The organism is Methanococcoides sp. DA23 (assembly GCF_057593895.1).
Map to the genome: position 1 here is coordinate 853462 of NZ_CM172520.1, position 21541 is coordinate 875002.

At 41.6% G+C, this 21541-nt stretch carries 19 protein-coding genes; 4 read left to right on the forward strand and 15 right to left on the reverse strand.

The window, feature by feature from the left end; genetic code table 11:
- The first annotated feature begins 141 nt into the window (after nucleotides 1-141).
- On the forward strand, nucleotides 142-2484 hold the full coding sequence (locus AC20MK_RS04325; RefSeq protein ID WP_487356758.1) for a DNA topoisomerase I: 2343 nt from the start codon (nucleotides 142-144) through the stop codon (nucleotides 2482-2484).
- A gap of 54 nt (nucleotides 2485-2538) precedes the next feature.
- Here the strand turns inward: AC20MK_RS04325 and AC20MK_RS04330 are convergent, their stop codons facing one another.
- The 8 genes from AC20MK_RS04330 to AC20MK_RS04365 all read right to left on the reverse strand — a co-directional run bounded on the left by AC20MK_RS04330 (nucleotide 2539) and on the right by AC20MK_RS04365 (nucleotide 11966).
- A complete protein-coding gene (locus AC20MK_RS04330) occupies nucleotides 2539-3072 on the reverse strand; it encodes a nitroreductase family protein (RefSeq protein WP_487356759.1) in 534 nt (177 codons plus the stop codon).
- A 69-nt stretch (nucleotides 3073-3141) separates the two neighbouring features.
- The gene (gene ilvC, locus AC20MK_RS04335; protein ID WP_487356760.1) at nucleotides 3142-4149 is read right to left on the reverse strand and encodes a ketol-acid reductoisomerase; all 1008 of its coding nucleotides are present in this window, start codon (nucleotides 4147-4149) and stop codon (nucleotides 3142-3144) included.
- Nucleotides 4150-4193: 44 nt separating this feature from the next.
- Nucleotides 4194-4679, reverse strand: a complete 486-nt coding sequence (ilvN, locus tag AC20MK_RS04340; RefSeq protein WP_487356761.1) for an acetolactate synthase small subunit — start codon at nucleotides 4677-4679, stop codon at nucleotides 4194-4196.
- Complete coding sequence (locus AC20MK_RS04345) at nucleotides 4676-6367, reverse strand: acetolactate synthase large subunit (protein ID WP_487356762.1); 1692 nt, start codon at nucleotides 6365-6367, stop codon at nucleotides 4676-4678. The genes ilvN and AC20MK_RS04345 overlap by 4 nt, the downstream gene beginning before the upstream one ends.
- Before the next feature lie 143 nt (nucleotides 6368-6510).
- A complete protein-coding gene (locus AC20MK_RS04350; RefSeq protein WP_487357059.1) occupies nucleotides 6511-7995 on the reverse strand; it encodes a (R)-citramalate synthase in 1485 nt (494 codons plus the stop codon).
- A 301-nt stretch (nucleotides 7996-8296) separates the two neighbouring features.
- Complete coding sequence (locus AC20MK_RS04355) at nucleotides 8297-9349, reverse strand: M42 family metallopeptidase (protein ID WP_487356763.1); 1053 nt, start codon at nucleotides 9347-9349, stop codon at nucleotides 8297-8299.
- 128 nt (nucleotides 9350-9477) lie between these two features.
- Complete coding sequence (locus AC20MK_RS04360) at nucleotides 9478-9981, reverse strand: PEF-CTERM sorting domain-containing protein (RefSeq protein WP_487356764.1); 504 nt, start codon at nucleotides 9979-9981, stop codon at nucleotides 9478-9480.
- A 191-nt stretch (nucleotides 9982-10172) separates the two neighbouring features.
- A complete protein-coding gene (locus tag AC20MK_RS04365) occupies nucleotides 10173-11966 on the reverse strand; it encodes a DUF1616 domain-containing protein (protein WP_487356765.1) in 1794 nt (597 codons plus the stop codon).
- Between the two features lie 391 nt (nucleotides 11967-12357).
- Between AC20MK_RS04365 and AC20MK_RS04370 the strand changes: the two genes are divergently transcribed.
- Both AC20MK_RS04370 and AC20MK_RS04375 read left to right on the forward strand, forming a co-directional pair.
- The gene (locus AC20MK_RS04370) at nucleotides 12358-12999 is read left to right on the forward strand and encodes a M48 family metallopeptidase (RefSeq protein ID WP_487356766.1); all 642 of its coding nucleotides are present in this window, start codon (nucleotides 12358-12360) and stop codon (nucleotides 12997-12999) included.
- Nucleotides 13000-13014: 15 nt separating this feature from the next.
- Entirely contained in the window at nucleotides 13015-13233 is a 219-nt protein-coding gene (locus tag AC20MK_RS04375) for a hypothetical protein (RefSeq protein ID WP_487356767.1), read from the forward strand.
- A 65-nt stretch (nucleotides 13234-13298) separates the two neighbouring features.
- On the opposite strand, the gene AC20MK_RS04380 is transcribed toward AC20MK_RS04375, so the two are convergent.
- The 7 genes from AC20MK_RS04380 to artC all read right to left on the reverse strand — a co-directional run bounded on the left by AC20MK_RS04380 (nucleotide 13299) and on the right by artC (nucleotide 20529).
- Nucleotides 13299-14117: an SDR family NAD(P)-dependent oxidoreductase gene (locus AC20MK_RS04380; RefSeq protein WP_487356768.1), complete on the reverse strand. Its 819-nt coding sequence runs from the start codon at nucleotides 14115-14117 to the stop codon at nucleotides 13299-13301.
- Entirely contained in the window at nucleotides 14114-15082 is a 969-nt protein-coding gene (nadE, locus tag AC20MK_RS04385) for an NAD(+) synthase (RefSeq protein WP_487356769.1), read from the reverse strand. Before nadE ends, AC20MK_RS04380 begins: the two co-directional genes overlap by 4 nt.
- Before the next feature lie 83 nt (nucleotides 15083-15165).
- Nucleotides 15166-16179 (reverse strand): adenine nucleotide alpha hydrolase family protein, encoded by a 1014-nt coding sequence (locus AC20MK_RS04390; protein WP_487356770.1) that lies wholly within the window; start codon nucleotides 16177-16179, stop codon nucleotides 15166-15168.
- Complete coding sequence (locus AC20MK_RS04395; RefSeq protein WP_487356771.1) at nucleotides 16160-17638, reverse strand: class I adenylate-forming enzyme family protein; 1479 nt, start codon at nucleotides 17636-17638, stop codon at nucleotides 16160-16162. Before AC20MK_RS04395 ends, AC20MK_RS04390 begins: the two co-directional genes overlap by 20 nt.
- Before the next feature lie 4 nt (nucleotides 17639-17642).
- A complete protein-coding gene (locus tag AC20MK_RS04400; RefSeq protein WP_487356772.1) occupies nucleotides 17643-17888 on the reverse strand; it encodes an acyl carrier protein in 246 nt (81 codons plus the stop codon).
- A 526-nt stretch (nucleotides 17889-18414) separates the two neighbouring features.
- Nucleotides 18415-19545, reverse strand: coding sequence for a GNAT family N-acetyltransferase (locus AC20MK_RS04405; RefSeq protein WP_487356773.1), 1131 nt, complete (start codon nucleotides 19543-19545; stop codon nucleotides 18415-18417).
- Between the two features lie 147 nt (nucleotides 19546-19692).
- Nucleotides 19693-20529, reverse strand: a complete 837-nt coding sequence (gene artC, locus AC20MK_RS04410; protein WP_487356774.1) for an archaeosortase C — start codon at nucleotides 20527-20529, stop codon at nucleotides 19693-19695.
- Between the two features lie 198 nt (nucleotides 20530-20727).
- Here artC and AC20MK_RS04415 point away from each other — a divergent pair, with 198 nt between their 5' ends.
- Nucleotides 20728-21519: a polysaccharide deacetylase family protein gene (locus tag AC20MK_RS04415; RefSeq protein WP_487356775.1), complete on the forward strand. Its 792-nt coding sequence runs from the start codon at nucleotides 20728-20730 to the stop codon at nucleotides 21517-21519.
- Nucleotides 21520-21541: the final 22 nt, after the last annotated feature.

Here is a 21541-nt window from a genome sequence, read left to right on the forward strand (position 1 = left end):
TCACCTATATTTTTATTCGTTTTCTGTAATTTTCTCATTTCTACTACCAGATAACTTTAATGTAGTGTTAGCGTTATGTAATGTCATACCTTTTTTAGGAACAGTATCGCTATTTGAACTACTTTATCCACTCAATTATCCATGACCACAGTAGTATTCACCGAGAAGAACAAGGCCGCTGCACAGATATCGACCATACTGTCCGGAGGCTCCGCAAAAAGAAGCATCGTGGATGGTGTTTCTGTATATGAGTTCCAGAGGGACGGTTCTCTCTGGAAGATCATGGGACTTGCGGGTCATATCATGGGCTATGATTATCCCGAAGAGTTTAGCAATTGGAGGGATGTGGACCCCGCTGTTCTTTTGGATACCGATCCTTTGAAGAAGATCACCAAAGTATCATTTGGCAGTGCCATCATGAAGATATCCAAGGGTGCAGACCTTCTTGTGCTTGCTTGCGATTTTGACAGGGAAGGGGAGAATATTGGTTTCGAGGCGAAGTCCATTGCAGAGAAAGTATCCGATGCAACGGTCAAACGTGCACGGTTTTCCTCCCTTTCCAAAAGTGAGATCGAAAAGGCCTTTAATGACCTCGTGGAGCCTGATGAGGATATGGCTATGTCCGCAGAGGCAAGGCAGATACTTGATCTCAAGATGGGTGCATCCTTTACTCGATTCGTGACCCTTTCTGTGCGGGAGCGGGCAAGGACCAAAGGTGTTCTCTCCATCGGACCATGTCAGACACCTACATGTGGTTTTGTTTATGAACGTGAACTTGCCATCCGTAAGTTCGATTCCCGAGATTTCTGGAAGATAGAGGGAGTGTTCACTGGAAAAGGTGCTGATATCATAGGGTTGCACCGCGGTGGTCACATTTATGATAAAGAAAAAGCAGATGCGATCTTCAAGAAACTGAAGGGTTGCAAGAACGCTGTCATTTCTAAGAAGACAGTAAAGGAGATGAATACGAATCCTCCTTTCCCGCTCAACACCAATGAGTTCCTAAAACGTGCATCGAAATATCTGGGTGTGAGTCCTGATCAGGCTCTTGAGATCGCTGAACAGCTTTATCTTTCAGGGTTTACGAGCTATCCTAGGACAGAGACGAACATGTATGCCGATGATATGGATTTCGCCAGCATACTCAAAGGCTTTACTAAAGGGGACTATCAGGATTTTGCATTGCTATTACTGTCACAAAAGGCCATAGTCCCCCGTAATGGAAAGAAGGATGGGCATGACCACCCGCCTATCCATCCCATCAAGGCAGGTTCACGCATGGAGGTCGAAAGAGCTGTCAAGATGCCGCGTGCATGGGATGTATATGATCTTATTGTAAGACATTTCATTGCGAACTTGCTTCCGCCGGCTGTATTTGAAAAGACACGCTTCGAGATCACCATGGAAGACGAACTGTTCGATTCCACGGGCTCGATACAGAAGAACGCCGGATGGCTTGCTGTCTATCCCTTTGAGAAACCACAGGATAAGATATTACCTAATCTTGATCAGGATGAGGTTCTCGATGTCAAGAAGATCACTAATATAAAGTCACAGACAACACCTCCGAAAAGGCTCACCGAGGCCGAGCTCCTTACGCTCATGGATAAGCATGGCATTGGTACCAAAGCAACTGCTCCGAGCCACATAGAGACCAACAAGAAACGTGGCTATTTCGAGGTCAAAGGGAAGACCATTGCCATACTCGATACTGGTTTCACTTTGATGGATGCACTGAACAGCTCCGTCCCCATCCTTGTGAAACCTGATATCCGTTCAAGCATAGAATCCCTCATACAGGATGTCGAGGACGGGAACAAGAAGTTCGAGCTGGCCCTTGAAGAGGGTACTTCGCTTATCAAGGGGATGTATTCACAGCTTTTGAGCAATCGCGATCTTATGGTCACTCGTATAGCAGGGACAATTACGGATGAAGCGGTCGAGGCTGATAAGAAGAACCATATTGGTAAATGCAGTGAATGTGAGCGGGTGCTTCGTATCGTCACTACGGACAAAGGTCGTTTTGTAGGTTGTACTGGCTATCCGCAGTGCAAGAACACTTTCCCTTTGCCGAAAACAGGTGCTTTGGCCGTGCAGAGGTCCCGTACGTGCAAGAAAGGCGGAGCCGCTGTTTTGAAGGTGGGGAGCAAATATTTCTGGGCTGTGGGTATTGGTCCGTGTTTCTCATGTGATATGGAAAAGGAATGTTATCCTCCGGAAGTGGTGGGTGCATGTCCTGCCTGCGATGGTCAGACATTTCTTATCACCACCAAGGACTCACGTTTCCTTGGCTGTACAAAACGTTGTGGTCATACCCAGTCTGTTCCAAAGAACGGCAGGCTGACCATCACCGATAAGGTGTGTGAAGGATGTGGCTGGCGATGGTTGCGTGTCAAAGAACAGGGTAAGGATGCCAAGGAATATTGTGCCAATCGTAAATGTGAGGTTGCAGCACAGATGCGAAGCAGTTACAGGAAAAAATAAGACGGCAATTATTGTTACTTTAGTTTCTTCTGGGTGAATGTATCTGTGGAGGGTTCAGTTCGAACCTGTCCACTTGTTGCCGAATCTGTTTTCGAAAGTAAGTTTTGAAATGCTTTTCCTGCTGGACGTTCTTTCCTTTTCCACAGGTTTTCCAATGGCTATCACTGCCATAAGCTCATAACTTTCCGGGACCTCAAGGATCGAATTGACCTTTTCCGCCTGTTTGAGGATCTCGCCAAGCCATACTGAGCCAAGTCCAAGTTCGACACAGGCAAGCAACATGTTCTGTATCGATGCTCCGATGGCCATCACATCTTTGTCATGGTGGTACATTTCGGAATTGTCAAGATAGACTGCGATCAATACTTTTGACCCTAGTACAATGGTCGAGTAATGGGTGCATTGTGCCAGGTTCTTGATGGTGTCTTCATCTTGTACAACAATGAATTTCCAAGGTTGGTTGTTAAGACCTGATGGCGCCCATCTGGCACAGTCAAGGATGGTATTGATGTCTTTTTCACTGACCGGCTCATCGGTGTATTCCCTGACACTTCGACGGTTCAGAATGGTTTCTATGATAGTTGACATAGGGATCACTAAAAAAGAAGGTTTTCAGGACATGATGTCCTGAAAAATGATCTAGTTTATACTATAAGCTTACTCTTCGTTGAGTTCGCTGTTAAGCCATGGCATCATTGCCCTGAGCTTCTTACCAACGACCTCTACAGGGTGTTCCCTTTCAAGGCGTTCCATGGAGGTCAGTACAGCATGGTTTGTCTGTCCTTCAAGGACGAACTCACGTGCGAACTCACCGTTCTGGATCCTCTCGAGTGCAATGTACATTGCTTCACGGGACTCTTCGTTGATGACCTGTGGGCCTACTGTAAGACCGCCGTATTCTGCGGTGTTGGAGACTGAATACCACATCTTCTCAAGACCGCCCTCGTGGATGAGGTCGACAATGAGCTTGAGCTCGTGTAGTGTCTCGAAGTATGCCATCTCTGGCTGGTATCCTGCTTCTACGAGAACTTCGAAGGATGTCTTGATAAGACTTGCGACACCGCCACAAAGGTCGACCTGCTCTCCGAAAAGGTCGGTTTCTGTCTCTTCACGGAATGTTGTCTCGATGACACCGGCTCTTGTACATCCGACACCCTTTGCGTGTGCGAGTGCCATTTCACGTGCATTTCCGCTTGCATCCTGGTAGACTGCGATAAGACCTGGTACGCCAGCTCCTTCATTGTATGTCCTTCTTACGAGGTGACCTGGGCTCTTTGGTGCTACCATGTAGACATCAAGGTCCTTTGATGGTACGATCTGGTTGTAGTGGATGTTGAATCCGTGTGAGAACACAAGGGCATTTCCTGCTTCAAGTCCTGGCTCGATCTCTGAATAATAGATCTTTGACTGGATCTCATCAGGAAGGAGGATCTGGACAACATCTGCAGCTTTTGCAGCATCTGCTACAGTCATGACCTTAAGGCCATCATTTTCTGCCTGTTTCCAGCGGCGGCTTCCTTCTCTGAGACCTATAACGACATCAAGGCCGGAGTCGTGAAGGTTCTGTGCCTGAGCATGACCCTGGCTACCATAGCCCATTACAGCAATTGTTTTACCTTTAAGTGCGCCAAGATCGGCGTCTTTGTCATAGAACATTTCTACCATGTTTATTTCTCCTGATTCTGAAAATATTAAATATGAATGATCGATTATGGGCTCTTTGAGCCTCTGTTAAGTGCTACTATTCCGGTCCTTGCCATTTCCTTTATACCGAATGGCTTAAGCAATGTCTGAATAGCCTTTATCTTTTCAACGTCACCGGTAACTTCGATGGTCAATGACTTTGAAGCAACATCGATTATCCTTGCCCTGAAGATATCGACTATCTGTATTATCTCTGCACGATTGTTGGCATCGGCATTAACTTTAATGAGGGCAAGTTCTCTCTCAACGAACTCCTCTGAACCGAGGTCGACCACACGAATGACATCGATGAGCTTGTTAAGCTGCTTCATGACCTGTTCAAGCACGTGATCATCACCACTGACGATGATGGTCATCCTTGAGATCGTAGGGTCTTCGGTGATGCCCACTGCAAGGCTGTCAATGTTGAAACCACGGCGTGAAAAGAGCCCGGCGACCCTTGCCAGTACTCCGTATTTGTTCTCTACCAGAACTGCAAGTGTGTGTCTCATTGTGTCTCCTCCAGATCGAGTATTTCGTTTATTGCAGCACCTGCCGGGACCATTGGTGATACATTCTCCTCACGCTCGATGATGAAATCGATAAGTACCGGTCCATTGATCTCAACTGCTTTTTCGATGGCGGCTTTCACTTCGGATGGCTTTGTTACGCGTATTCCCGTTGCACCGTAGGCTTCTGCCAGTTTGACGAAGTCTACGCTATTCTCAATGGTGGTGTGTGAATAACGGTGTTCGAAGAACAATGCCTGCCATTGTCTGACCATTCCAAGATAACCATTGTTGAAAATTGCAATGATTATGGGGATGTTGTTCTGTACAATGGTTGCCATTTCCTGTGAGTTCATCTGGAAAGAACCGTCACCGGAAACATCGACAACGATCTTGTCGGGTCTACCGAGCTTGGCACCAATGGCTGCCGGGAAACCATAGCCCATTGTTCCGAGTCCGCCTGAGGATATGAATGTACGAGGTTCCTTGTAGTTGAAATACTGGGCAGCCCACATCTGGTGTTGTCCGACCTCAGTGACGATTATCGCATCAGGGCATACCTCGCTTATTTGTTCGAGGATGTACTGTGGCTTGATGACATCATCCCTGTTGACATAGAACAACGGGAAATCCCGTTTCCATGTATCGACTTTGTCGAGCCATTCTTTGGTATCACATTCGGAAACCTGCTTGACAAGTGATCCTAGGATCTGCTTTGCATCGCCGACGATCGGGACATCTACCTTTATGATTTTTGATATTTCCGCAGGGTCGATATCAATGTGGATGATCTTTGCATTCGGTGCGAAAGATGTTGTCTTTCCGGTTACTCTGTCATCGAAACGTACACCTACTGCTATGAGAACATCGCTTTCCTGAATTGCATAGTTCGCATATTTCGTGCCGTGCATTCCAGGCATCCCAAGATAAAGTTCATTATCGTTCGGGAATCCCCCGATACCGGTAAGTGTCGTCGTAACAGGTGCTTTGATCTTCTCGGCAAATGCCAGCAGTTCTTTGCTTGCTTCTGATCCTATCACACCGCCACCTGCATAGATCACAGGTCGTTTTGCACCTTTAAGGACAGATGCAGCTCTCTTTATCTGTTGTGCATTTCCTTTGAACGTTGGCTTATATCCACGCAGTTCGACCGTGTCAGGATATACAAAGTCGATCTCATCCGTCGTGATGTCCTTTGGAATGTCGATGAGTACTGGTCCGGGTCTGCCTGTGGAAGCAATATGGAATGCTTCCTTGATGATCCTTGGCAGGTCCTTTACGTCCTGTACGAGATAATTATGTTTTGTGATGGGCATTGTAATGCCTGTGATGTCAGCTTCCTGAAATGCATCATTGCCTAACATTGAGCTTGGTACCTGTCCTGTGAAAGCTACCATTGGAACTGAATCCATGTATGCGTTCGCAATACCTGTGACAAGGTTCGTTGCTCCTGGGCCCGATGTTGCGAGGCAGACACCGACTTTACCTGTGGCTCTTGCGTATCCTTCGGCTGCATGAACTGCTGCCTGCTCGTGTCTGACGAGTAGATGGTGCAGGTGTGCATCATAAAGTTCATCATAGATAGGGAGCAGCACGCCGCCTGGATATCCGAAAATGATCTCGACGTTTTCCCGATACAGGCACTCGACGAATGCTCTTGCGCCTGTCATTCTTTCTGGTTTTCCGGCCATGCTATCTTTTCCTTTTAGTTGATCGGTAAGATATTTTCGATATGTTTTTGTCAATAGGGTGCTATCATATTATTCAATAGCTATCATCAATACTGACTGCATATATCGACATCTTTCAATTATTAATCATAAATTATTTTTTCTCAGTCCTGTATAAGCTGGTTGATACCGTTTATAACTGCTTCTACAGATGCCATTATTATGTCTGTTCGTGCGCCCCGTGAGGTGACCATTTTCCCATCTTTCGAAAGTTTTACCAGTACTTCCACAAGTGCATCCGTGCCGCCAGTGATGGCATCGACATGGTATTCCTCAAGATGGATGTCAGCAACACCAGAGACCGCTTTGCGGATCCCTTCAAAAGCCGCATCAACAGGTCCGTCACCGGTAGCTGCTTCAACGATCTCTTTTCCGTCAACTGAAAGCCTTACAGAAGCGGTTGGAGTCACTCTGCTCCCGGATACGACGGTGAAATCCTCTAATTTTACTTTTGATTCGCGGTATATGTCAAGCACGGTTTCCGCAATTGTCTGGAGATCCGCATCGGTGACACGTTTTCCGTGGTCTCCTAGTTCTTTCACACGTGAGACGATCTCATTGAGCTGTGAATCATCCACATCCAGCCCCTGCTCTTTCAGTGCAAGTGTAACGGAACTCTTTCCTGCATGTTTTCCAAGCACTATCTGTCTTTCACGTCCGATACTCTCCGGAGTTATCGGTTCATAGGTGGAAGTGTCTGCAAGCAATCCGTGAACATGGATACCTGCCTCATGGGTGAATGCATTTCCGCCTACAAGTGACTTATTCGGTGCAACGGCAAGTCCTGTAAGACGACTTACGAGCCTTGAGACCTTGTAAAGCTCATTGGTCTTGATGCTTGTCTCGCGTTTATAGAGCCATTCAAGGACCATGGCAACCTCTTCAAGGGCTGCGTTCCCTGCCCTTTCACCGATGCCGTTTATCGTCATATGTGCTTCTCTTGCACCGGCATTGAGCGCTGCTACCGTATTCGCTACCGCAAGACCGAAGTCGTTGTGGCAGTGAACGGCCACTGGTACATCAATGGATGATGATAGTTCTTTAAATATCTCGGTTGTTCTTTCAGGCACAAGCATTCCCACAGTATCACAGAAACACACTCTGTCAGCACCCACTTCCACACCGGATCTGTATAGGTCCTTCAGGAAGTCTAAGTCTGCCCTTGAAGCATCCTCTCCGCTAAGTTCCACTATAAGACCATGGTCCTTTGCATATTCCACGGCATTTAATGCCATTTCCTTCAATGCTTCCCTGTCTTTTTTCAGCTTCACACTGATATGTAGGTCAGATACTGGCGCCACAAGGTGAATTGAATCCACATCGCATTCTAATGCGAAATCCACATCTTGCTGCATGATACGACAATAGCTGCAGATCTCTGCATCCAAACCTTCTGCGGCTACAGCACGAATTGCTTCGCGTTCGCCTTCGGAGGTAATGGCGGAGCCAGCTTCGATGATGTCTACTCCCAGATCATCAAGCTTGCGTGCTATCCATACCTTCTCTTCTGTTTTCAGTGCGACACCAGGTGTCTGTTCACCGTCTCTTAATGTTGTGTCCAAAAACCGGATATTTTCAAATAATGCAATCCCTCAGTTTATTTTTTAGTTTTTCAGTTTTAATGATCTATCCTTTCTCATCAGCGATCTGTATATTTATCACTAATAATAAAGATATTATTTATAGACGCATGCCGCTGACTATAACAGCCAAAATAATACTCCTATTGGTTTTAGTCTTTTTGGTGTGGGTTAATTTGCGTATGCCCTATAGTTGCCTGTATTTCGTTCAATATTAGAAAATTCGATGATGCATTGGCGTACGTCAATTCCAAAGAGATACAAAACAAATTATCTTAAAAAAAGGAAAAAGAGTATTCTGATATATTTATCAGAAATACTTATCGATGTTCTGAACAGCCTTTGCTATGAGATCGGCACAGGATCTTAGATCCTCAAGGGACAAGACCTCCACAGGTGAGTGGATGTATCTCGTAGGCACGCTGATCGTGCTTGATGGGATGCCTTCTCTTGTGAGATGTATTGCGGTCGCATCGGTAGTTCCACCGCCGCCTACATTGAGCTGGTATGGTATCTTATTCTCCTCAGCGGTCTCTTTTAGCCATTTTACCACTGTCCTGTCTGCAATAAGTCCTCTGCCGGAAGCATCAACGACTGTGATAACGGCACCTTTTCCCATTTCCAGTGCAGAATCGCTCTTGCTTATCCCTGGATGGTCTCCGGGGAATGTGACGTCTACTGCAATGGCAACATCCGGGTTAAGTCCAAAGGCAGATGTGCGTGCACCTTTGAGCCCGACCTCTTCCTGAACTGTCCCAACAGCATGTATGGTTGCATTAACTCCAGTCTCGGATATCTGCCTCATGGCATCGATGAGCATTGTGACTCCTGCCCTGTTGTCGAATGCTTTACAAGTGACCAGGCCGTTAGCGAGGGTTGCAAAATCCCTGTCCATGGATATGGCGGTTCCTACATCCACTCCCATCTTCATGGCATCTTCTTTGTCCTTTGCTCCGATATCAATGAACATGTCCTCTGCCTTGACCGGTTTGTTTTTGTCCTCCTCTTTCATAACATGCGGGGGTTTTGAGCCGATAACGCCTGTGAGCTGACCATTGCTTCCGTGGACCACAACTCTCTGACTGTGGAGGGTCTGGTCGAACCAGCCACCGATCGTCACAAAGTGCAGGAAGCCATTGTCATCAATGTATTGCACCATCAGGCCGATCTCGTCCATGTGTGCTGCCAGCATGATCGTGGGTCCCTCACCTTTTTTCGTGGCGATGAGGTTTCCCATCTTGTCCGTTCTGGTCTCATCAACGTATGGCGTGATCTCGTCTTCCATTATCTGTTTGACGTTGTTCTCATACCCTGATATTCCATGTGCATTGGATAATTTTTCAAGTAGCTTCTCAAGTTCCATAGCTGATCGGTGTTAGATTGGCCTTCGAGAATATAAAGGTTTGAGTAGGTACAATGGTAGTTTAGGATCAGGGGATGTATTCAGGTTTGTGTTAATTAAAGAAAAAAGAGAATTGGAGATGAGAAAGGTTACTCTCCTTTGCGGCGTCGAAGGAAAAATGCCAGGCCAATGATCGTTGCTACTGGGAGTGCGATTATTGGGAATTCTGGGACTTCGTTCGTTCTTGAAGCAGCGTCAATTACTGCGCCTGTTCCCTGTGGACCCGCCTTGATCTGGATCGTATAAACGGTGTCCATTGGTGCACTTGCTTTTTTGGTAATGGTTATATTACCTACATCAACAAATGGGTCTGATGTTGGTGTCACATGATGTGGATATATGATCTCGATATCATTAGTGCTGCCTGAGCCGGATCTGACAGAAACAGCGTATTCGTAGACCAAGGGTTCATTTAGGTTCGCGATATCCTCCATGTGGTAACTCATTACTAATGATTCACCTGGCTGGATAATAACCGTATGTGGCAAACTTGATGTCCCGGTTTCATCCCATAGGTCCGCCCCATAACCCATTGCTGTACCACATGTGGCTATAATTGCTACTATTAGGTATAGTAAGATTTTCCCTTTCATGATTATACCACCCCATTTTAACGATTTATAACTAATTTTTTGGAATATATTATATTTAAGCATTGTGAATCTGTGGAGAAGTTGTCACGTTGATAATGATGAGGTACATTTATTTGGATAATTGCCAGTATTTGTGTGCCCGCATTTTCAAAAAAAATTTAAAAATCCACCTTCACAATAAACGATGCTGTTCAAGTTGATGGGTTTAGTGATGTAGCATCAACAAAATCCGGAAATGTTATATCTACAGTCGTTTTGGTGTCCGGTGTATCGTGGAGACGTTCCCAGTTTCCAACTGCATCTCTTGCTCTGATGCGGAAATAATAATCATTTCCATTAACTCCCGTAAATGTTGCGGAAGTTTCATTTGATTCGGATAACCAGGTCTGCCAGTTTTCTCCATCAGTACTATATTCCACAAGATAGTACTCAATACCGCTTCCAATATCTGTGCCATTCCATTCAACTTTAAAATCGGCTGTATTTACGGTTGTTGGCAATGGAACCATTTCTGATCGCGGAGGATGGAGTTCGAGAAGTCTGTTCTCAGAGTAAGGTGAAAGTTCAGAGATTGGAAGTATTGTTACTTCGTCCCATATTACTTCTACAGGATGGACATCGTTATTGCCTCTTTGGATGGTCCTTAATGTTATGAGATTATTTCCTTCGTTCAATATTACTGGTAAATGGACATGCTGCCAATTATAATCTCCACCGACCCCAGTCTCCCAAACTAATACATCGTTGATAAGTATCTGTTTGAATTGTGTCTGATTAATATCAATAATTCTGGGTTTGTATGTGTCCTTCACGAACAGTGAAAGTACAACAGTTTCCTCTTTATCCGATCTGATGCTCTGGGACATCTCATAATATTGTCCATTGTAATATGGTGATCTTCCTTCGTATGGAAGCTTGAATACAAATCCTTGGGATTCAAATCTTCCTTCTCCATTAACATATGCTCCGCTGAAGTTCGCATCTGTGGTCTTAAAGCTCCAACTGGTGTTTTGTTCCATGTCATAGTTCTCAAGCACATGGGGGAGACCCATTGATCTGTTTTCCTCTCCTACTGCCGTTTCCTGCAAATATTCGATTGGATATTCATGTGTTATCTGCAGATTTACAGAGCTATATGGATTGGATGATACCTCTTCCTTGAAAAGTGCATATTCAAGTTTAGATCGTCCCATTCGCATCTGTTCGGGATGGTATGTCAGTTCATCTTCCCACTTTTCTCCATCAGATAATGTAACGTTCAACGTTTGAAGAACTTTGCCATCAAGCTGTGTTTGAAGTATGTAGTTCACATCCTGCTTCTCATAGTTCTCGATTCCAACGGTAACTGTAATGGGTTCTTCGAGGAATGCGTTTGTGGGGTAGTTCTCAGCCATTCCTTCAGGTCCGAGTATGTACAGTGCTGTGAACTGTTCTTCTTCCTGTGTGGCCTTTGCGTAGACGAGCATCCCTGCTGCTATGATAATGGATACCACAAGTGCGAAAATTAGTGCTTTCTCTATCTCAGGTGGTATGCGGTCCTTTCCAGGAATATTCTCATCATCTGATTTCATGGAGCTTATGGATCCGCGAACTGAAAATATGAATTGTTCTTCTTCCAGATGCCTTCTTCTGGCAGGATATGCAAGCGCGATAAAAATGACCGTTATTATAAGTAATGATATTGATATGGAATATGGCCTGAACAACCATTCTGTCTGGCTCAATGCAAAGCCATCAAAGACCGTTATGGCTATGCTGGATGCAATACTCAATGTAAAACGTTCGATGTTGCTGATGTCTCGTTTTGGGAACATCATGGCGATAAATGCATAACCAGGTATGAAAAATACCAGAGGCAGGGTAAAGACTACCCGCAGTGGAGTCTCGTTAAGTGGCGGAATTAGGGTAAATATCACTGCAAGTATTGCCAGGATAATAACCGCTATCAGATCCTGCTTATATACACACTTATCAGATTTGAACATCTATAAGAAATACGATTTTAAAAGATATAACTGTTTTCTTGAATTGTTCTCCGGTGGCAAACACAAAATATGTTCCTTAATAGGAGTAACGGTCTTCCATGCTTATTTTTAAGATCTCATTAGAAACCTTTTAAAGCATGAATTACAATTGTAATATAGACTACTATAAACTACTATAAACTACTCGTGGGGAGTATCCATTAACAATCAAGTAAAGATTATCTTCCTTTTTGTTCTATTTTCAATACCTGTTCCTGCGATAGTTTTCTTGATCTTTGGGGATATTGCTGGTGCTGTCTCTTTATCAGTGTTCTTATTTTTAAGTTATGTTCTCTACCATTACAGTGGCAAGATCCTTCTTAGATGGTATCGTGCAGAAAAAGTGGGTTCCTTGGAGAATATTTCTAAAAAAGCAGAAATATCACCTCCTGATATGTATCTGTTTGATCATCCTCTACCTTTGATCTTCACGGTAGGTACAGGTGGGAGACACGCTGTTGCGTTGTCCAGTGAGGCAATGGCTATGTTTGATATATCTGAGCTTGAGATCCTGTTTGCACGTGAGATTGGTCATATTAAGAATGGTGACGTCCCATTAAATACCATTGTTGCTCTTTTCGCAGGTTCCTTTGCAGCTGTATCCACACTTGCATTGTGGGGGGCATTGTTTATGGGTTTTGGGCAGAATTATGATCCTGCACCCCGATTCATTCGTTTCCTTTCAATGGGGGTGATAACTCCACCTGCAGCATTGGTTGCACAGTTGCTAGTTACGTGCTCAAGGGTGCATGTGGCCGACGAAATTGCTGTAGAACTTACTGGAAAGTCTCAGATGCTGGTTGAGTCTTTGGAACGATTGAAACATCAGGTCGATCTGAATCCAGTAGGTGTAAATCCTGGACACGCTCACATGTTCCCTCTCAATGTATTACATGTTACAGAGTTGTATGATATCCATTTATTACTGTTCAATACCCATCCGTCTTTGGAAAGTAGATCTAATCGATTGAAGGAAGCATCAAAAAAGGTATAATGGAGGCTATTACGTATGGACCTGTTGAATAAATGGAAATTGTCACTGCTCTTCAGCTTTGTATCATACTCAATCGTGCTTTTTGGGATCATCATTTTGGATGTGTTCTGGATACGGGATTTTGACTTCCAGGAGGTTTCAATGATCACCGGTGTTTATATGGCGTTTATTATTTCAGTCATCATCATTGAGTTCATAGTATTCAAGATCAAGCTAGATTCTAGGGGAGAATAAGCTTGGGATCATCGTAACATTTTTCAAATTCAGTAGGTACAGACTTTATCTTATGGGGAATACGATTAGATTATTTGACATCCATCCACTCCGATTATCTGTCCACTTACATAGTCCCCAAGTTCTGAACTCAAAAATAAAATCACTTTTGCAACATCTTCTGGAGTTCCACTCCTACCAAGAGCTATGTCAGAGATTATTTTTTCTTTAATTTCCTCTTTAATATCTTTGGTCAGGTCGGTTTCAATAAAGCCTGGTGCAATTGCATTAACTGTTATTCCATATCTTCCAAGTTCCTTTGCTGCAGACTTTGTAAATCCAATGACTCCTGCTTTGCTTGTTGAATATGCTGTTTGTCCGGCATTTCCATTCAATCCAATTATGGATGATACATTAATTATTCGTCCGGATCTCTGCTTCCTCATAATGTTAGAAGCGTATCGACTGCATAAAAAAGTCCCTTTTAAATTAACGTCAATAATATTATCGAATAACTCAGTGCTTGTCATCATCAAATAATTATTTTTCATTATTCCAGCATTATTTACAAGTATGTCGATCTTGAAGTATTGTTTTTTAATAGATTCAAACATGTCTTTGACTTCATTTTCAACAGAAACATCTGCTTTTATCATGGTAGCATGAAGTCCTTTCTCATTAATGATGTCTACAAGTTCGGCTGCTTTATCTTCACTTTTGTGATAGTTAATGATCACGTGTGCACGATTCTCTGCTGCTAGTAGTGCTGTAGCTCTTCCAATCCCGCGGCTTGCTCCTGTGATCAGTACTACTTTATCTTTGAGCATTTTTAAATTCCACTTTTTAAGCAGTTCAAAGTTCGAATCATAATGATCTGGTATCGCTTGGCATAAATGCAATATCATTTGTCAAGATAGCATATAGCTGGTGGAGACACACTATAATTGGCTGCACTTCTTACCCTGTCAATATGTTTTTTTGCTTTATCGATTGATTCTTCTGACAGTTCAGTGTTCTCTTCTATCATTTCAATGGGCAGGGCATATTCCTGTGAGTATAATAGCTGATCCATAATTTGAATTGGCATGCGCCAGTAAAAATCCTCATCAGATGTATAGTGGCTCCATGTATCTGGGCTTGGTGGCCTTTCTATTATCTCTTTATCCACGTCAAGTAGATCTGCTAATGCATATACTTGAGTTTTATAACAATCTGCCAGAGGTTCGATATCTACTCCACCATCGCCATATTTTACGAACTGTCCCAGGATAAATTCTGTTTTGTTAGTGGTACCGCATACAATATAATTACTTTTTTCAGCGTATAGATATTGGATCAACATTCTGGATCTCTGTTTCACATTCTGGATCCCTATAAGTTCGAGATAGTCCTTTGCCTTCAACCTGTTCTCTGCAATTATTTCACCATCTTTTACCAGTCTTATGGATGGTATGGTTAACATATCATTGTTTAAGAGAGCAGGTAGGACCAGTGAGGTCTTATGGATATCCGGATCATACTCCGGACAGGTTCTCTTTATGATCCTATCCTTCTCACCATATATGTCAAGTGACTGCAATATTGGTGTGATTGGGACCTTTTCATAGGAAACATTCAATGATTCACAAAGTCTTGCTCCAAGTTCCGTGCTGATTGTGGCTGATTCTTCTTCAGGAAGTAGTAATCCATAAACATTCTCATTACCCAAAGCCTGAACGGCCAGTGTGAGTATGACTGCAGAATCGATTCCACCTGAAACTCCTACAACAACTCCTTTTTTCTTAAAATCCTGAACTTTTCTTTTAATAAAGGTTCTGATCTTTAAGGCGTTCTTTTCTGTATCTTTGTTCAGTTCATCAATTATGATCATAATATCCCCCTGGAATAATTTTTACTTTTCACTTTATGCTGTTATCTGGTTTAGTATCTGTACTTCCAGTTTTGTATGGAAGTTCATTCCAGGTCCATATTGAGTTTCTTTGCAGCCATTTCCTTCAATGGCTCTGACAGTTCTTTATTCAATTTCTCCAATCCCTCTTCCCTGGTCATATCCCCGCTTCTCACAAGGCCTGCTATGTCGAAAGCATATGGGTGGATGTTATATTTATTGATATGATTCTGACAGGCAAATGCATTCAAAAGACAGTTTGTTGAATTGCTGTCATTGATCTTTGGAGGCATCCATCCGAGGTCTATTAGTTTTTCAATTATCTTGTCTTCATTGTAATCCCACAGGCACATTGGGTGTAAGATAACTGGATTTGTGTCTTTATCGATGCTGCTTATGATCTCATTTCTTAAAACGAAATCTTCATCCTTGTCCTCTACACCGATATTTTGGAGCTGCTTCTCAAAAAGATCCCTGGACCACTTTATGAAACTGGGTTTTAGGTCAATTATTGGATTTGGAGCCTGTCCTGATGTGAAAGCAAAGACAATGAATGGTGCTTTATGGACAATTGCCTGTTCTATCAGTTTCTGTTTGATGATACTAATGCATGTGTTACATATGTCGCTGGCTCGATATCTGGCAAATTTTGAATATGCGTTGATTGATCCGGCTGCTTTTCGGAATGTATTGCAAAGTGCTTTCTCTTCCATGGTAAGCCTGAAATAGTCACATCCCACTATCTCACACATCTTTTTTGCATTAGCAATAGCAGTGTCTGAAATAAATGCATTATCAAATTGAACTGCAAGTATATTCAGGAATGGGTATTCCTTTTTAAGTTTATAAAGTCCATATGAAGAGTCCTTTCCACCGGAAAGTGCAAAAATGACATCATATTCTCCTTTTCCACTGTTCTCTTCAAGCATTTTTCCTATAATTTCCAAATACTTCGTTTTTTCTTCTGAAGACATTGGTTTATAGCTCTCACAGAACTGACAAAGGCCACTTTCCTCGTTTATTGTGATACCAGGAATGTCTGAATCTAAAATACATTTTTTACATGTTAGCTTTGACATTTTGATACCCCTCTATTATAGACCTGTTAGATATTTTTCCACTTTTGCTTAGTGGTAAGTTCTCGATAAGAATAATTTCCAGTGGACACAGGAAACCGGGCAGGTTCTTCCTACAAAATGCATATAATGCTTCAACTTCTGTATTTTGATTTGGAATTACCATCAGACTGATAGCATTTCCCAGGTACTCGTGATCAACCGGGACGACGAATACGTCCGATACTTCATTTTTTTTGCCAATATATTTTTCCACTTCTCTTGGATTTATACGATGATCGGCAACTTTGATCAGATCGTCCTTACGACCTAACAATTTAAAGTAACCATTTGGTAACTTCTGTGCCAGATCTCCAGTATACATCCAACCATCTATGATCTTTTTACTGGTAGCTTCCTCATCGTTAAGGTAACCTATCAGTATATTTTTACCTCTGGCAATTAATTCTCCTGTAACTCCAGAAGCAACTGTTTTTTTACTATCATCAACAACGTCAAGTTCAACTCCTGGAATTGGTTTGCCTATTGTATCAGGATATTTTTCCAGGTCAGCTGATGGAAGATAGGAAAGTCTTGCTGTTGCTTCCGTTTGTCCATACATAGGGATTATTTCGATCTTGTCATTCAATTGCTTGATCTTTTCTATGATCTCTTCTTCCATGGCGCCGCCTGCAGAAGCAGCAAGTCTGACGTTCTTGAATGATCTCTGGAAGCTGGAAGGATATTTCAGAAGGATGCGGTAGGTACTTGGAACTCCATAAAATATAGTCACTCCCGATTCTATAAGCTTAAAGGTTGATTCGAGGAAAGTAAGACCGCCGATCTTGATAGAACCGCCTGCGATCAGCTGGGAATTAATTATTGAATTTCCAAAAGCATGGTGCGGAGATATCACTTGTGCAGCTTTGTCCTTCGGTGTTATGTTAAGTACTTCTATTATAGAATTTGCATTTGCTATTAGATTTTCATCACTTAGCATGACACCTTTTGGAGTTCCGGTTGTCCCGGATGTGTACATTATGAGCCTTAATAGCTCATTATTGTTTTCACTAATGATCTTTTTACGTAAATTCTTCACAGAGGAATCGTTTGAAATATGGATCACAGTGGTGAATCCTTCAAAGAAAGCATTTCCAAATCTCGAATATTGCTGGTCCGTGACAATAATATTATTTATCTGGTTACTATTAAGTATCTCTCTAATGTTGGATTCCGTCAGTTCCACCGGGAGAGGTACGGCGATATTATCCGACCGATAAATTGCCATTAGGGCCTGAATATATTCTATACCTGATTCGGCAAGGATAGCAAATTTACAATTATCAAAATCATCTATTTCTGATGCTATAGTGTTTATAGTTTCATCAAGAATGCCATAAGGGATAGATCTGTCTTTCTCTTCCAGAGCAATATTTTCGGGATTTGTTTTTGCATGGTTTGCAACATATTCATCAATTCTCATGGTCTCACTTTGTCAATTTTTGGATAATATTTACAATTCCATTGATCGAATCAAAATTTTCAGGAGTCAATAGGTCTTCAGGAATATCGATGGAATATTTTTCAGAAATAAAATCTATTAATTCGATCAATCCAATAGAATCGATGATGCCTTTCATAGTTAAAGAATCATCATCATTTAATTTCGTACCACTGTCCATAAATGATTTGTTTTGCAAGTATGCCATCACATCTTCTTTAATTTCTTCCATACGTATCGCACCAACCAACTTGTTAATTATTCAAAGAGCATAATAATGCAGCATTGATCCAACAAAACCATGTCCCAGAAGTATAAGGAATACTTTCTGCTTCATAGCCTTTTGATCAAATTCCCCATAAGCAAAATAACTTTAATCGTATATAATATGTTGTTATTTTAAACAACTTCTTCTATCTGTTGAAGAGCGATCTATAATATTTTAATTGAAATTATTATTAATTTCTATTTATAACTTTCAGAAACTAATACTTATATACTTATTATGAGTTTTTCGCCATCTAATGGTTACATGCTTTTTTAAAAATAGCTTGTATTGATCTTGTAATTATTTGAAGTAAAGGCAACAGATAATATGTATCTGCTATTAATAAGAAATTCTTGATGTTTGATATCAGTGAGATCAATTTCCTTATCTAAAGTAATTTCAATGTTTTCGCAGGTGCATTCTCATCGCTACTCAGATCAATGTATGTCAGCGGAAATCGATGTATATTTTTTAAGTTTCCATACAGATTTTACAGTACTCCTCTATTTGGATCGAAAATAGACAGCAAGAGTTCAGATTTACTGGTTCTTTCATTGCCTTTATCTTCAGTATTAACGAATTTATACAAGTATGGGATCTTTTTCGACCTTTTTATTTTGATCTTATTTTTCAATATTTCATTCATTTCCTCATTAATTGGCCAGAAACTCACTGTAGCAACATCATGTTCTTTTGCTAGAATTTTTGCAAAAGGGATAACTGATCTAATTATTCCCTCATCATATTTTGGGACATATACATCTTTTAATTGCATGACTTTGACATCATGTTTGTATGTTATATCAAATACAAAGTATCCAACGAGTTTGTCGTTCTGTGAGTTTATACATTTAATAACGTGTCTTCTGCCAGCAAAAGCCTTTGAGAAAAATAACCATCTTAATGTTTCTACATCCCGATATAATGTTGTTAAGCCCTCTTTCCGATTATTATACCAGAGTTCTGCAAACGATTCATTACAGTCACTACACAACGAGCAAATGAAGTTATTGTGCTTTTTCTGATCTGCTCTTTTATCTTCTATCAATCTAATAAAAGGTGATATCAATTTTGTAGGGACTAATAGAGCTTTCAGTATGGACAACTTTGGTTGTGATCTAACACTTTTTTTAATAAAAAAATCAAGCATTTTTCCATAATCGCGTACATACAAGTATTCAATGCCATCGAAAGGGATCTCATAGTCTTCAAAACCAAATTTTTTAAAAATTCCATATGATGCTTCATTTGGACTATTATTGAGTAATAGTTTTACATTTTTTTGCCTGGCGAACGCATGCAGTAGCTGTATACCTGTCATTCCGCGCATTGAAGGTTTTACATAGAATGGCGTGCCTGCTATAGCTATATCCTCTGACCCGTTGATCTGATATTTCACAGGAATATTTCCAAAGAACCCAACGATCTCACCATCTTTTTCGACAACCCAACCATATGGAATCCCTGGATTCATGCTCGGGTTCTCTACCCACCATGTATATATACGATTTGTCCAGACATCAGTTGAGTCTGATTGGAACCCTTCTGCCAGAAGTTCAGCAATCTTTGCAAAATCCTTTTCTTCCACGTATCTTAACTTGGCCGATGACATGATCTTCATAGAGGTATATGTAACATAATGATTTAATAATTTCTATATGCGATCTAAGGCAGGATCTACAATCATCAATTTGATCTCATTGTTCATTTTGATTTTCAGGACAAAACTAGATGTGTTATCGAAAACAGATCTAGAGTTTGTTCTGATTTATTCTGTTTCCTGTTTTAGATTCATGATGTACATTATACCACCTGCAACGATAGCAAAAATGATCCATCCTATATGTGTGTGGACCGACATCATAACCTCAGCTCCATATGAGTATGCAGCTATGTAAAGGATTATTACTCGCACAAGGTTTGCGATATAGGCAACCACAACAGCAAATCCTAGCAAATATAATGTCTTACTAAAATTCATTTTTTCTATGCGACTATAACCAGCAACAATTCCTACCAGTAGGAACATTGAATATAATCCTGAACATGGTCCGCCTATCACTATGGTCATATCTTCAACACCACTGAGCTTCACAGTCTCAGTCGCAACTACTTCAATGGGTATTCCTGCCAGTTTAATGACAGTTACTGTTGGTAATAGAACAAAGTAATGATCGAACAGATGGAAAAAGTTGATTTCTAATGCACCAAACAATGTATAGAATATCAAGTACAAAAAAGTAAATATGCCTGCTATGTATGCACCAAACTCTCCCATACGGCGAAGTTGGGGATTGTTAATTCCAAAAGCTATGAGTGATATCCCTAAGAAGAATACCATAGTATCAAGTGTGCCAAGTTGGCTATTGGTCCTAAAGTTATAAAATAGATCCGCAAAAGCAATGAAAGTACCTATGGAAATGTACAATTTTGAACTTTCTATTGTTCTGGTCTCTGTCAGATGTATGCGTGTGACCAGAGCTGCGGCAGCTAAGATCAATAATATGCCAGCATACGTAGAGCCTTCGCTGAACTCTATTGTAGCTCCTGTGAACAATGAAAGTATAAGGAGCATGAGAAATACAGTCTTATTTTCGTTTACCATTTATATGTTTTACTTGTCAATTACTGCATATTAAAGTACTGTTTATGCTTTCAAGCATTGTTTAACTTTAAAACATCTGTGCATATATAAATACTAGAAACAGCTAATTTAAAATATGAATATTTGATCATTCGATCTCTATCGTTTGAACAGTTCAATTGTGAAATATAATATTTGTTCATTGGGGGGTAAATAATTGTGAGAGATTTCACATTATCAATGTACGGACAATTACTTGAAGCCATCACTAATACGGAGTACACTGCAACCTCTGTATGCGATTATCTCAAATACGCGCCGGATCGATGTGTAATTCTTCGCCATGATGTGGATCGTGCTGTGAAACGTTCGCTTGATATGGCACAACTTGAGCATGAATATGGCATTAGGTCTACGTATTACTTCAGACATACCGATGAAGTATTTAAACCAGATTACATGCATGCGATTGCAGATCTGGGACATGAAATAGGGTTCCATTATGAAGTTCTGGATAAGGCTAAGGGAGATATGGAAAAAGCCATCAATATCTTCGAACAGGAACTGAATGAATTGAGAGATGTGGAAGAAGTAACTACGGTTTGCATGCATGGAAATCCCTTGTCTCAGTGGTTGAATCGTGATATCTGGAAGAAATACGATTTCCGGGATTTCGGGATCTTGGGTGAACCCTATCTTTCTATAGACTACAATAAGGTAATGTACCTTACTGACACTGGCAGGACCTGGGCAGATATGAACATTCGTGTTAAGGATGTGCTGAATTCTGGTGGATCAGGAGCAAATTCCGGCTTTGTTGGGAAGATAGCCTCTACGAAAGATTTGATCGAACTTGTCAAAAGTGAAGAGGTCCCGCAGTTGTGCATCCTAGCACATCCTAACAGATGGTGTGACGATACTTTTGGATGGACAAAAGAGATCCTCTTGCAGAACATCAAAAATATCGGTAAGGCTGGAATTGTCTGGTACAGGAATAGGAAGTCCTTGTGATACTGTGGGGATGTGTGCTGAT

What these genes read in the sequence shown, in the direction of transcription:
- AC20MK_RS04325 (WP_487356758.1), top strand. Translation starts at nt 142, where the DNA reads ATGACCACAGTAGTATTCACCGAGAAGAACAAGGCCGCTGCACAGATA.
- AC20MK_RS04330 (WP_487356759.1), bottom strand. Translation starts at nt 3,072, where the DNA reads ATGTCAACTATCATAGAAACCATTCTGAACCGTCGAAGTGTCAGGGAA.
- ilvC (WP_487356760.1), bottom strand. Translation starts at nt 4,149, where the DNA reads ATGGTAGAAATGTTCTATGACAAAGACGCCGATCTTGGCGCACTTAAA.
- ilvN (WP_487356761.1), bottom strand. Translation starts at nt 4,679, where the DNA reads ATGAGACACACACTTGCAGTTCTGGTAGAGAACAAATACGGAGTACTG.
- AC20MK_RS04345 (WP_487356762.1), bottom strand. Translation starts at nt 6,367, where the DNA reads ATGGCCGGAAAACCAGAAAGAATGACAGGCGCAAGAGCATTCGTCGAG.
- AC20MK_RS04355 (WP_487356763.1), bottom strand. Translation starts at nt 9,349, where the DNA reads ATGGAACTTGAGAAGCTACTTGAAAAATTATCCAATGCACATGGAATA.
- AC20MK_RS04360 (WP_487356764.1), bottom strand. Translation starts at nt 9,981, where the DNA reads ATGAAAGGGAAAATCTTACTATACCTAATAGTAGCAATTATAGCCACA.
- AC20MK_RS04365 (WP_487356765.1), bottom strand. Translation starts at nt 11,966, where the DNA reads ATGTTCAAATCTGATAAGTGTGTATATAAGCAGGATCTGATAGCGGTT.
- AC20MK_RS04375 (WP_487356767.1), top strand. Translation starts at nt 13,015, where the DNA reads ATGGACCTGTTGAATAAATGGAAATTGTCACTGCTCTTCAGCTTTGTA.
- AC20MK_RS04380 (WP_487356768.1), bottom strand. Translation starts at nt 14,117, where the DNA reads ATGATATTGCATTTATGCCAAGCGATACCAGATCATTATGATTCGAAC.
- nadE (WP_487356769.1), bottom strand. Translation starts at nt 15,082, where the DNA reads ATGATCATAATTGATGAACTGAACAAAGATACAGAAAAGAACGCCTTA.
- AC20MK_RS04390 (WP_487356770.1), bottom strand. Translation starts at nt 16,179, where the DNA reads ATGTCAAAGCTAACATGTAAAAAATGTATTTTAGATTCAGACATTCCT.
- AC20MK_RS04395 (WP_487356771.1), bottom strand. Translation starts at nt 17,638, where the DNA reads ATGAGAATTGATGAATATGTTGCAAACCATGCAAAAACAAATCCCGAA.
- AC20MK_RS04400 (WP_487356772.1), bottom strand. Translation starts at nt 17,888, where the DNA reads ATGGAAGAAATTAAAGAAGATGTGATGGCATACTTGCAAAACAAATCA.
- AC20MK_RS04405 (WP_487356773.1), bottom strand. Translation starts at nt 19,545, where the DNA reads ATGAAGATCATGTCATCGGCCAAGTTAAGATACGTGGAAGAAAAGGAT.
- artC (WP_487356774.1), bottom strand. Translation starts at nt 20,529, where the DNA reads ATGGTAAACGAAAATAAGACTGTATTTCTCATGCTCCTTATACTTTCA.